At 53.3% G+C, this 12422-nt stretch carries 14 protein-coding genes; 13 read left to right on the top strand and 1 reads right to left on the bottom strand.

Going from position 1 to position 12422, the window contains the following annotated elements; all coding sequences use genetic code 11:
- From B1757_RS13220 to B1757_RS13155, 13 genes are all read left to right on the top strand, one after another.
- The coding region (locus tag B1757_RS13220; protein WP_172437722.1) for a ParM/StbA family protein at positions 1-670 on the top strand (670 nt) is incomplete at its 5' end.
- Positions 671-718: 48 nt separating this feature from the next.
- The gene (locus B1757_RS16140) at positions 719-1186 is read left to right on the top strand and encodes a DUF3617 domain-containing protein (protein ID WP_101538763.1); all 468 of its coding nucleotides are present in this window, start codon (positions 719-721) and stop codon (positions 1184-1186) included.
- Positions 1187-1212: 26 nt separating this feature from the next.
- On the top strand, positions 1213-1677 hold the full coding sequence (locus tag B1757_RS13210) for a hypothetical protein (RefSeq protein WP_101538762.1): 465 nt from the start codon (positions 1213-1215) through the stop codon (positions 1675-1677).
- A gap of 72 nt (positions 1678-1749) precedes the next feature.
- On the top strand, positions 1750-2487 hold the full coding sequence (locus tag B1757_RS13205; protein ID WP_143484276.1) for a hypothetical protein: 738 nt from the start codon (positions 1750-1752) through the stop codon (positions 2485-2487).
- A 448-nt stretch (positions 2488-2935) separates the two neighbouring features.
- Positions 2936-4219 carry a lysozyme family protein gene (locus tag B1757_RS13195; RefSeq protein WP_172437721.1) on the top strand — a complete coding sequence of 428 codons (1284 nt, stop codon included), beginning with the start codon at positions 2936-2938 and terminating at the stop codon, positions 4217-4219.
- A gap of 359 nt (positions 4220-4578) precedes the next feature.
- Entirely contained in the window at positions 4579-5997 is a 1419-nt protein-coding gene (iscB, locus tag B1757_RS13190) for an RNA-guided endonuclease IscB (RefSeq protein WP_101538758.1), read from the top strand.
- On the top strand, positions 5994-9419 hold the full coding sequence (locus B1757_RS13185; RefSeq protein WP_101538757.1) for a DEAD/DEAH box helicase: 3426 nt from the start codon (positions 5994-5996) through the stop codon (positions 9417-9419). Before iscB ends, B1757_RS13185 begins: the two co-directional genes overlap by 4 nt.
- Before the next feature lie 23 nt (positions 9420-9442).
- Positions 9443-9871: a hypothetical protein gene (locus B1757_RS13180; RefSeq protein ID WP_101538756.1), complete on the top strand. Its 429-nt coding sequence runs from the start codon at positions 9443-9445 to the stop codon at positions 9869-9871.
- Between the two features lie 18 nt (positions 9872-9889).
- Complete coding sequence (locus tag B1757_RS15620) at positions 9890-10090, top strand: hypothetical protein (RefSeq protein ID WP_216360881.1); 201 nt, start codon at positions 9890-9892, stop codon at positions 10088-10090.
- Positions 10080-10451 carry a hypothetical protein gene (locus B1757_RS13170; RefSeq protein ID WP_101538754.1) on the top strand — a complete coding sequence of 124 codons (372 nt, stop codon included), beginning with the start codon at positions 10080-10082 and terminating at the stop codon, positions 10449-10451. Before B1757_RS15620 ends, B1757_RS13170 begins: the two co-directional genes overlap by 11 nt.
- A 76-nt stretch (positions 10452-10527) precedes the next feature.
- Complete coding sequence (locus B1757_RS13165; RefSeq protein WP_216360880.1) at positions 10528-11661, top strand: ATP-binding protein; 1134 nt, start codon at positions 10528-10530, stop codon at positions 11659-11661.
- Positions 11658-11933, top strand: coding sequence for a helix-turn-helix domain-containing protein (locus B1757_RS13160; RefSeq protein WP_101538753.1), 276 nt, complete (start codon positions 11658-11660; stop codon positions 11931-11933). Before B1757_RS13165 ends, B1757_RS13160 begins: the two co-directional genes overlap by 4 nt.
- 37 nt (positions 11934-11970) lie before the next feature.
- Positions 11971-12159: a hypothetical protein gene (locus tag B1757_RS13155; protein WP_101538752.1), complete on the top strand. Its 189-nt coding sequence runs from the start codon at positions 11971-11973 to the stop codon at positions 12157-12159.
- On the opposite strand, the gene B1757_RS13150 is transcribed toward B1757_RS13155, so the two are convergent.
- On the bottom strand, positions 12143-12422 hold a 280-nt coding region (locus B1757_RS13150; RefSeq protein WP_143484273.1), incomplete at its 5' end, for a transposase. The genes B1757_RS13155 and B1757_RS13150 overlap by 17 nt on opposite strands.

Below are 12422 nucleotides of genomic sequence, written 5' to 3'. Positions count from 1 at the left end.
AATCACTTTGGGGATTGCGGTCAACCAATACCAAAGACAGAAAATCAGAAAACAGTTAGCGGAAATATGGAAGGGGGAACACCTTTCCAGCGAAGGCAAAAAAATAAAAGTGACTAAAGCCAACGTCGTGCCAGAACCGCTCGGGGCTTACACAGACTATAAAGAAAATAACATCGAAGATACACACCAAAGAAAAGTGCTGATTATAGACCCGGGCTATCGCACGACAGACTGGATTGAAGTATGTGATTCAAAAATAGTTGAACGTCATGCGGACGCTATCGACCAGGGCATGTTTGATGTTTATTCTGAAGTCTGCAGAAGCATCGCGAATGACCACGACGCCAAGCTGGATATTGTAGCCGTCGAACAATCCATTCTGCTGCACCGAGAAATACGTGTACGCGGTAATCCCGTTGACACACAAATCTATTATGAAGCGGCATTAAAAACAATTGGCAGAACGATTGAGTCCAGGCTAAGAACAGAAATCGGTGCGGCGGATCATATTGACCTGATTGTTGTCGCTGGAGGTGGCGGAAGTGCGATGCTCAAATTCATCAAAAAGTCATTTCCAAAACATCAGATTGTTATTTGTGAAAATCCACAAGAGGCCAATGCACGAGGCTACTATATTTCGGCAAAAAACTTCACTGCGATGACCGGTTAGCCGGACAACCAGAATACAAGCTTTATAACACACAAAGGAAAACAACTTATGCGTACCTATATCAAAACGGGTGTCACCACAGGATTACTATTGATCGGGTGTGTAAGCATCACCGCTTTCGCAGCAGACAGTCCCATGGAGCCCGGGTTGTGGTCCATGCAAATTTCCGGGACAACGAGAGTGTCTTCTCCAGCGATCTCTACGCCGATGCAGCGGACTACCCTGATATGCGTCAAGGCGCACCAAACTCCCCAGAAGGTGTTCATCCCTGCAGGGAGCAGTCATTGCACGAGCAGTCACCAGGTACTCCCTGACGGGAAAACACAGTGGACTTTTCACTGCCAGGCACCGGGGGCAACGGTCATACAGAAAGGGTGGTTCCATACGGGCGCACATCATCTGGATTCCCAATGGACGGTTACTGACCACATCCATGCTGCCGCACATTACACAGCGATCACAAACATGCAAATAAGAGGTACCCGCCTCTCTGGTCACTGCGGGGATGTGAAATAAAGGCCCAACAAAAAAGGAGAAAACAGATGAGAACGGTAAATGATTTGGAAAACATGATTCACGGTGCAGCGAAGGTCAGGATTATTCGCTATAAAGGGCAGAAACGCACCAGAATCAGCGCATGGCCTAAAGCAAAGGTCATATATCTCCACCCGGATTACCTGGATGAACAGATGGTTTCTGACGATGAAGCCCGGTGGTGTCTGGAAAACAAGCTGGGCAACCGTAATGACTGGCTGTACAACGGACTGAGCCTGATAACAGCCATTGGATTTGCCACGACAGGCTTAGCTGTTGTGGGGTTGGGCTTCGATCTCTGGTTGCCAGAGGCGATTTACAGAACAGCCATAGAGGTCGGCCTGGCCGTGTTGTTTTCTGGGATCACACTCAGGGAGCTTTTACTCTGCAATCTGCTTGATCGCCGTGCTGAACGATTCAACAGAAACTCGACGCCTGAACGCAGTGTTGTACAACATGCTAACTTTCGGTAAAATCATAAATCAATATTACAGAAATCAATATTTGTGTATTGCGCAATACACAAAGCAGGGGTTAAGGTTCACTTGCCTGGCTATATTTCCATCATGAGTATGACATTTTCAGGAATAGCCACTGCTGGAATAACCATAGTTGCACTGGGTATTCTGGCAAACCCAACAGCAGCCCAGGCTGAAACAGCCACACCCATCACCAATTCGCTATCCACGCAGTTGCACATCGCCGATCTCCCATACAGTTTTTTGCGGGAGGTAGAGGGTATTGAGCGTGACCGTGGGACTACATGGACAGCCAATGCCGTAAAAGAGGCGTACAGACCGATGATGCGGTATCCAGGCTATGGGATAACGGCGCCATTCCGCATCAGGCCGGGTCACCAGAGCAACGCTATTGAAACGGCAGCCTTAGTAGCCCTATCCATGCATGCCCCGGTGACGGCGGAAACCATAGTGGCGATCCTGCCGAGCAGTGCGGCAAATACCTCGTGGGCCTACGCGATCAATCATACGGCATACAAACGAATCCAATCGGCAGAAAATCGAAAAATAACAAAAAAATGGATAAAAAAAGTAGAAATGATGTATGATTCCCTTCTAAGTGAAGGAGAAACGAAAGGTGCTATTGCTTTATCAACGCTGGCTGTTTCAGCGGAAACGCATGATCGTATCGCATACGCCTTATATCGTGGATACCTGAGTAGTATGAATGAGGGGCTCCAAAACGGGAAACCCATAACGACACAGATCAAAAGCCAGATAGAAAGCGATGAAAAAACGATTGCAGAAATTTGGAGGGCCGAGTAAGGCCCTGGGTAAGACTCAGAAAAACCATCAACGGCTGTTGTGGGTGAAATGTGCCATTGCCACCATTCCTGCCAGATCAGCACCCTCTACCACACCCTCTACCGTACTCACGAATCACGGCTCGCAATATCGTAACAGGCGAAAAAGGATATGGGCACTGCCCATCATCTTGCCCATTCTGTCTGTAGGTTCGCTCACTACAGCGGGAATAGCGTCGGCCGCAACGCCAAGCTTCCCCATCCAGGGGAATGTTATTTCCACCTACGGCATCCATAAAAACGACAATAGCCAATATGCACCGCAGACAGACAACGTGTACGCCCCAACGCCCGGCTCTCTCGTGGATTCACCGCTGACCGGAGAGGTGTTTATCCCCAAGAATACGAAAAATAAAATTATCATAAAAAACGGTGCCACCAGTGTCTCGTTATCAGGAACGGCCGCGACAATGGTGAAAAGCGGAGAGCAGGTAGAGGCGGGTGAGCCCATCGCCGTGGCTGGCCCGCATGGTAGCAATGGGATGGGCTATGTTACGGCATCGGTAGTGCAAAACGACAACCCTGTGGATCCTGCAACCATCATTCCGGCCCCCAATCAGGAGCAAGCCAATCAGGTGACATTCAGCCAGGATATGAATTATGTCGCCGCTGGCGGGCATCCGAGCGCATCGATGCCAGAAAATCAGGCGCAGATGGACAGACAACTGCATACGGTGAGCACATCTGTAGGGAAAGAAAATCTTTTGCTGGGCATCGTTACGACGCTCAGCAGCAGCTCATCCAGCAGCAGCTCATCCAGCAGCAGCTCATCCAGCAGCAGCTCATCCAGCAGCAGCTCATCCAGCAGCAGTGAGGCGGGGATACCCGTGAACGTCCCTATCCCCAGCATCATCGGCAAGTGCGAAACCATTGTGCCACCGGTGATTATGACCGCCATCATCAACGAAGAGACACACGGCAACCCGTATTGCATATTCAACAATACGACGGATCAGTCTTTGCACTATGCGACTTATGCCCAGGCAGTCAGCGCAGGCGAAGGATTCAGAGCCGCCGGCGACAGCGTGGACGAAGGCATCACGCAAGTGAATTCTGTCTATCACCCGAGTTATTCATCTTCGTATTTATTCAAGCCCTGTGATGGCATCCATGCCGGCGCCAACGTCTTTGACAGCATGTGGAAAGAATATGGCAGCTCCAGTCCCAATGTGTTGATCGACGCCTACCGGTCCATTGAGCACTACAACGGCAATGCACAGTCCAGCAAGTGTTACGGAGAAGAGGCATTGCTCAGCGTGGGGATATCCGTAGGGTTGCACGAATGCGATGGGGCTGCCAGCGCCAGAGGGGATAAGCCGGAAATCCTCAAAATAGAAGACGCTCCAGGCGGATATGTGCACGGTGGCACAGAGATGGTCAACGACCAGGGCATCACCAGCATGGAAAACAGTAGTAACAACCTGGCGCACCTTTCCCAGAGTAATTTCGATGGGAAGCAGAAAGCGGCAACCACGACACACACAAAATCGAAGCACTCAGGGACCAGTGCAGGATTGATTGATACGATTCTGATTGTGCTGAGCATTATATGTTTGTTGATTTTTCTCGTCTTCACCGGTGCGATCAGCTGGACCGTGGCAGCATCGGTGGGATCCATGATGACGTCGGCTATTACTTCCATAGGGAGTGCCGCCGCTTCTGCAGCGGCATCCGTCAAAAACCTGAGCAAGTGAAGCCGATGCGAGCACAAAGAATCTCGAAAGAGCAAGAACAGGAGAAGCAGAAAACGTCAACTACCCCGCCCTAAAGGGCGGAGCTTGCCAGGTAGTACGCAAGCTGGGTTGACCAGGGAGCACGAGCAGTAACGTGCAGACGTTTGTAACGGGTCGTTCAGACGCACCGGCGAATGCTTCCTCAGTTCGCCGCTCTGCAAGGTTGAGATCATGCTGGGCAAAGGCAAAGGCTCGAAGGTTTTAACCGCGTGTGTAACAACACGGAGCCGGTTACAGACATTCCCGAGGGGATATAGGCGAAAGCCTGAGTCACCAGTGTCCGTAAGGACTTGTCTCCCGTAAGGGCATAGGAGAATGACATGGCTGTATTTGTTTTGGACAAGCGCCACAAACCGCTGATGCCGTGCTCGGAGAAACGGGCGCGGATACTGCTGGAGCGGGGCCGCGCACGGGTGCATCGCATGGTGCCTTTCACTATTCGACTGGTGGACCGTTTGCAGAAAGATTCCGTCTTGCAGGACGTGCGTATTGGCCTTGACCCCGGCAGCAAGGTCACAGGCATTGCCGTCACCCGCGAGCGCGACGCTGTGGACCAGGCAACCGGAGAGGTCGTCAAAATCCGCGTGGTTCTGATGCTGCTGGAATTGCAGCATCGAGGCAGCGTTATCCGTGACCGGCTGACCAGTCGCCGGGCCTTTCGCAGACGGCGGCGTAATCAGCTTCGTTACCGTCCGGCACGCTTCGACAATCGCACCAAGCCCCGGGACTGGCTCGCACCCAGTCTCCAGCATCGCGTCGATACGACGATGGCCTGGGTATCACGGTTGATGCGCTGGTTGCCAATCACCGCCCTATCGCAAGAATTGGTGAAATTCGACATGCAGGGCATGCAGAACCCGGAAATTTCCGGCGCTGAATATCAGCAAGGGACATTGGCCGGGTATGAGGTCCGGGAATATCTGCTGGAGAAATGGTGCCGCAAGTGTGCCTACTGTGATGCCGAAAATATCCCCCTGGAAATCGACCATATCCACCCGCGTAGCAAAGGCGGCAGTGATCGTGTCAGCAATCTCACCTTGGCCTGTCATGACTGTAATCAGGCCAAAGGCAACAAGCCGCTGGAACAATTCATGGTGAAACAGCCGGATCGGGTTCGTAAAATGCTGGCTCAGGCGAAAGCGCCCTTGCGCGATGCAGCGGCGGTGAACACCATCCGTTGGGCATTATTCCAACGGCTGAAAGCAACCGGCCTGGACGTGGAAACCGGCACCGGTGGCCGAACGAAGTGGAACCGTATGCGCCTGTCCGTTCCTAAGGCCCATTGTCTGGATGCCGCTTGCGTGGGTCATGTTGACACCATCAAAAAATGGCAGCAGCAGCCCGTGCTGTCCATCAAGGCGACAGGCCGGGGCAGTTACCAGCGCACACGGCTCACGAAGTACGGTTTTCCGCGTGGGTATTTCACCCGGAGCAAGAGCGTGTTTGGCTTCCAGACAGGGGATATGGTCCGGGCCATGGTCACAACTGGCAAGAAAGCCGGAGCCTATCTGGGCCGGGTCGCTATCCGGGCCAGCGGCAGCTTCAACATCCAGTCCGCAAATGGGCTGGTACAAGGCATCCATCGCCGTTTTTGCACGTTGGTTCAGCGGGCGGACGGGTATGGGTATTCGTGGGACAAGATAGCATTGCAACAAGGAGATGCGGGAATGGGACGGTCATCGACCGCCGCGCTATCCCTCCCCGGCATGAATGCCGGGGTTCCCCGCGCAACCGGATGAAAAACAGCGATGCGGTAGCCAGATATTGGCGTAAGAGCCTCTTCGATTCCAGTTATGCCCACGTCACCATCGGGGAGGGTACGCGGGACGGATTTCTGCTGCCGGATGGGGGAGCCGGCGGCTGGCAGATCCACAAGGATGTTTTACGCGGTATCGGACACCCCAACGGCGGATCTTTCCTGCTGGGCATCGGCGGTATATCGCGATCTACGGGTCGTGAGAGCATGCGCCATATCACACCAATTCTGCTGGTTCCCATTGAGGTGGACAGAGAAGGGAGAACGGCCCCGGATTTTGATGCGGGAGGACCTTGGGTGCAAAGAGCGCTCTTTTTCCGCCCGTTCAATTTTGCCGATTCCGAGAAAACAGAATGGAAAGTCAGCTCATATGCGCTTCTGGGGGATGCTGGAGAGAAGCCCGTAGAAGATCTGCCCTGGGAGAATCGCTGGCAGGTGGCGATGCCGATGATCGACAAGCTGCTGAAGCTGGTATCTGGCGGGACCAACCCCTGGAGCCGGGATAACGGCGCAAGCTTCATGGAGGACATGCGGGGGAAGATCCCCGAGGGATGGGTCATGGAGCGCTCGGTATTTTTCATTCCATCGCCGGCGGGAGAAATCAACCGAACGAAAATGACGGGGCCATTGCTGGTGGCCTATGACCAGATCATGGAGGCGATGCTTTCCGGGACGCCGCCGGAGCTGGTTGAAAACTTCACGCGTACGGGTGACCACCTGAAACACAGGGGCGCACCTTTGGGCATGGAGGATCCGCTATACACCATGCAGGCGCATGTGGCCCAGATTGGCGATGCGTTTTCTCTGGACCGGGATCAGCGCCGGGCGGCGCAGACGGCGGCAGTGATGGAGAAGGGGGATATTCTCGCCATTGAGGGACCGCCGGGCACAGGAAAAACCGCACTGATTCAGGCGCTGGTAGCGGACGTAGCGGTAAAGGCGGCATTGATGACCCCGGACGACCCGGGGAAAGTGCTGATCAGCTCGGCGAATAATCAGGCGATCGAGAACGTCCTGGAGGTGTTTGCCAACTGTGGCGGATACCAGAAAGACACGGCTTTATTGACGCAAAGGTGGTTGCCATCCATTGGGAGTGTAGGATTGCATCTGGCGGCCTACAGTCGGGCCGCCAATGTCGATTCCAGTTTGTGGAAATGGCCAACTTATTTTCCCGGAATGGAGAGCGTGACCACCATATCGCAAATGCGCGATGATTTTTTGTCCGGGTTATCCTGGGAAACCTATCGGGCAATGTACGCCAAACAGTTCGGCGCCCAACCGGACAGCCCGGACAGTGCCGCACAGACGATACTGGGCCAGATGCGGAAAATGGCGGAAAAAAACCGTAACGAGATTGCCCAGTATCGAAAAGTGCAAGAGAGCCTGGACCGGGCATGGGCGATGAAAAAGCGCAAAGGATATGCCATCGGCATTGAATCAACATGGCGCGAAAAGCTGCGGGCCGCCAAGGCGGTCTACGATGAGCAGTTGACCATGGACGCGAATGCGACATCACGCATACTGCAGATGGTCCCCGGCGCAAAAAAGAAAAGAGAAAGCCAGAGAACAGAAGCTTTGAGAAAGGCGGGGGTCACTGTGCCCTGGGAGAATATGGCTGACTGGATGCGCGGCCTAGCTATGGAAATCAAGGAAGCAGGCACCATAACCAAGCATCTGAGAGAAGCTTTTGGAGACCAGGCCACCCTGGAAAGCATCGGCACATCCGTGGCCGATTGTCCGCAGCTCCAGGAAAAAGACGCGGCACTGGACACGACGGAAAGAGCGGAGTTGTTCTGGCTGGCCGTGCACTACTGGGAGGCGCGGTGGCTATCGGAGATGGCGAAAAGGAAAGCCAATGCGCGGGGACAGGTGCCCGCGTGGGATTACGCGACTGACCGCAAGATGTCCGAAGAGGGGTGGCGACTGCGTTTTATGGCATTCCCGGTGATGGTATCCACGCTGTATTCTGCGCCGAAGTTTTTCTCCTCACGCAATCGGGAATTGCTCATCGAGCTGGCCGATCTGGTCATCATCGATGAGGCCGGGCAAGTGTCTCCGGAACTGGGGCTCCCGACGATTGCCTTGGGAAAGAAATTGGTGATGCTGGGAGACGAATCGCAAACGGAACCGATCTGGACGACCAGTGAAGAAATGGACCGGGAGAACCTGGCCACCTCCGAAGTGAAAGGCTATGAAAAATACGAAGACATGCGGGATATGGGTGTGACGGCTTACGGGACATCCTTGCAGTCCAGAGCCTATGCGACGGACACGACAGGGCATCAGCGCATGGAGAAAGACGAACATCTTTCCGGCGCAGGGATTACCCTGTCCATTCACCGCCGCTCATGCGAACCGGTCATGCAGATTTTTAACCGTATCAGTTACCATGGCCGTCTGCAGTGCGCGCGAGAAGTAAATGAACGCGCGATTGCCCAAGGGTTGACGCCGCTACAGTACATGCACATCCCGGGGTTCTCCAAAAAATCCGGTGAAAGCCGGGTCAACGAGATCGAGGCGCGGAGTATTGCGGCTTGGGTAGCGGCCAATCGGGAAAGACTGATCGAGATTTACGAAACGCAGGCGCTGGATAAAGTGCTGGGCATTGTCACACCCTATGCCGCACAGGCCATCACGATCACGAATGCGTTACGACAAGCGGGAGTCATGGACCATATTACGGTCGGGACCATCCACAAGCTGCAGGGGGCAGAGCGGGAAATGGTGATTTTCTCTCCGACCGTGGGTTACGGCGACGCCACCAGTTTTTTCGATGGGTCGGCGAATATGATCAACGTAGCCACATCCAGGGCGAAAGACTGCCTGATGATTGCAGGCAATCTCGACATGACCCCGGCGGCTCCGACGATTTACTCGCGCACGGTAGCTTATCTGGTCGAGTACGGGCAGGAAATCAGTATAAATGGCGCCATGCAGAAGAACATGCAGGATCTGGATGGATACCGATTTGATGCAGCTGAGGTGGATTGGGGGGAGCACCTGAAAAACCAGGTACAAAGCATGATTAAAGACACTCAATCCACAGAAATAGAAATCACAGTCGGGAAACAGGATGATCTTGATATGCTCCGTCCCGGAGCGGGCATCTATGAGGCGATCATGGAAGCTGTTGATCAACGCGGCGCGAAAGTGACCATTTACGGGCGTCCGGACTGGGAGATGAAAGATCGTCTGGACCTATCGCGTGCGGCCAGCGCCAACGTCACGATTCATCCGCTCTACGCCCCCTATAATGGCAGTATGATAGCGGCATTGAGCAAAAATGCATCCTGCGCATTGGCGGTAAGCGCCCTGGCGCGTTCTGTAGAGGATGCGCCGCATCAGCGTGCACCGGGCATTTTTTACTGCGGGACAGGGGTTAGAGGGATGTTGAAAAAGGCATAAAAAACAATGAAGCAGGAGTAATAGTGGAAACTGAATATAATGTCACGATAAATTGGTCGCTGTGCCGATCGTATGCAGAAGCATCCGCATTTGTGCGGGTGCTCTATGTGCATGTCAACGGCGATAAACCGGTCTATTGGGGGAAAGCCGAGAGCAGCTGGTTGGCAGGAAAAATTCGTGATTATAAAGGTGCCCGCTTTACATCATACTACACGGAAAAGGACCGCCACTGGATAGATCGGTGCCTGGAGCAGGGGGATCGATTATATGTCGGTGAAGTCGATAAAGCTTCACTCAAAGCAAACCCGAGAATGGTGAGCGACGTGCTCGACTGGCTCAAGTTCCAGCATCCAACCCCCTACAACCGGGATAAAATGATCGCCACACCCATCCGTATTTTACACACCGGTTATGTCCCGGCATGTCTACGGGAACGGGATGAAGATGATTAACATCAGACGAGAATGTGGATGCTCACAGTAAAGAAAAAAAAGAAACTCAATAAACCGTTACTGATTTTAGCGACGCTGCTGCTGTTGTTAGGTGTGTTCATGATGGTATTCAGTTCAGTGCATATGATACTTCGTGCTGATGCGGCCCCCATAACACACACCGCATCGTCCACCCCTATCGCCAAGACACACAAGGAGGCAGGCAACCATGCCGGGTAGCACCACCTATCAACGTCAGATCGAAAAGTTGGTCCACAGAAAAGGTGATGTAGAAACCGTGTTGGTCATGAGTTCGCTACTGGAAAAAACCCTCAAGGAGCGTTGGCGTGCAGAAGGCCGGGGCCTTGGCCAAATGGCGCGTAACCTACAGGGGCAGTTGGGACGCGGGCTGGAGGATGATCTCCGGCGGTTTGCGGGATTGCGAAACAAGGCGGCACACGAGGCTGAGTCATTCCGACTCTACAACCGGCAGCAAACTATTCATCGCGTGGCCATAATCTATGCCAGGCTCCAAGAGGCGCCAAAGAAACCATGGTGGACGATACTGCAGCAGATAGGCGCGGCGCTTTTTGGGAATTAGTGGAGAGAACACCAAATAATATTATTCCGTATCATCAATGGTGATATATATCATTTAGAGTGATATAATTTGATATATGGAACTGAAAAAAGACATCTGGCATTACCCGAGAACCGAACTCGCGCAGAAGTACGTGGAAACCATGAACATCGGGTTGAGCAATACTCTGGCTCTGTTTGCGCCCAGACGCATGGGGAAAACGGAATTCCTGCGCCGCGATCTGACCCCCGCCGCTGAAAAGGCTGGCTATGGGGTTATTTATGTCTCGCTCTGGGAGGTCAGAAAAGACCCGGGGCGCGCTCTTATCAACGAAATCGAGGCGCATGAACAGAGTTTATTGACCCGGGCGATACGGAAAATTCAGAAAGGTCCGAAGATCACCGTGGGTGGCGGATTTGCTGGAGCACATGCCAGCATGACGATAGGCGGGGAGGGGGATAACCTTTCCTCGCAAGATGTCGTGGATCTGGGGCAGTCCCTACGCCGTCTGGCTGAAGGCCGGCGCAAGGTGCTCCTGCTCATTGATGAAGTGCAAACGCTGGCCGATGATGCCCACTACGGTGAGCTGGTGGCGGCACTACGCAGCGCACTGAACCGGCATGGCGATCGGGTGAAAGCGATTTTCACCGGATCCTCACAAGAAGGCCTGCGTTTAATGTTCAACCGGGAGAAAGCCCCGCTCTATCAGTTTGGCCAGCAGCTCTCCTTTCCGGTGATGGGGGAGGGGTTTGTCCAGCACCTCCTCAACACCTACAGCAAAATCACGCAAAAAACCCTGGATTTTGAGCGGGCATGGCAGACCTTTGTGGCATTGGAGCGCGTGCCTTTGTATTTCCGGTCATTACTCGAAAATATGATACTGACAGACACAGAAGATATGGAGCTGGCCCTGCAAGCTATCCGTGGCGAGATGGAACAATCTGCCAACTATCAGGAAAAATGGGAACAGCTACGACCCATGGATAGAGCCGTATTACTCCAGATCAATCGTCCGGCAAAGGTGTACAGCGAGGCAAATCGACTGGAAATCGACCGTTTTCTGGGGGTACCCGCAGGGACCACCAAAATTCCCGGCATCCAGCAAGCCATCAAAAGATTAAGCCACCAGGGAATCATTACCCGTGAGGGTGGCCAGGGAGTGTACGGTATAGAGGATCCCATGTTTGCTGCGTGGGTACAAAAAATCGCGGAGAACAAGGAAAAGAAATGAGCACGAACTCAACGTTACCATGTATTGAATGGCGCATCCGGGTGGCGATGGCCGAGCGGAATGTGAAAACCGTCACCGAACTCAATCGGCGCCTGGATCGGCTGGGCGTGAAAATATCCAATACGCAGCTAAATAGAATCGTGGATGGCGGACAACGCATTTCTGCCGACGTGCTGGCGGGAATTGCGGTCGTCCTGGACTGCGAGATAGGGGACCTGATGCGCCTTTCGCGGGGCATGCACAGAGGTGCCGCAAATGATCCACAAAAATAGAGGATAACTGGTAGACGGCTTCACAGGAGAAGATGTCGTGCGAAAATTTGATCTTAACATCGAGAAGATACTGGAAAATTGGCAACCCCATCATGCAGCGCGTGAAATTATCGCCAACGCCATAGACGAGCATACAATAACCAAGCAAAGCAAAAATATAGAAATATACAAAGAAGATGATTGCTGGATAGTAAGGGTTCCTCGTCATTTCAAGTGGGTAGCCTGAGATCCAGCTTGCCCAGGATCAGGTAGGCCATGTTGATAAAGTTCTTGTGCGTGCGGTAACCCCGAGCCTTGGCCTTGGCGGATTGAATGAGGCTGTTGAAACCTTCCAGAATTCCATTGGTGATCTGGCTCTCGAACCATCGGAGCACGCCATCCCAGTGATTCATGATGGTGTAGGCGACCTTGACGATAGGCGGCAGATCGCTGGTTCTGGCGTTTTCCAACCAGGCTTTCAAGAGGGTAGCCCCCTGATGGCGATTCTTG

Origin of the sequence: Acidithiobacillus marinus (genome assembly GCF_002847505.1) — a bacterium.
GTDB lineage: Bacteria > Pseudomonadota > Gammaproteobacteria > Acidithiobacillales > Acidithiobacillaceae > Acidithiobacillus > Acidithiobacillus marinus.
Note: the sequence above shows the minus strand (reverse complement) of the source record. Positions and strands in the feature narration are given on the sequence as shown.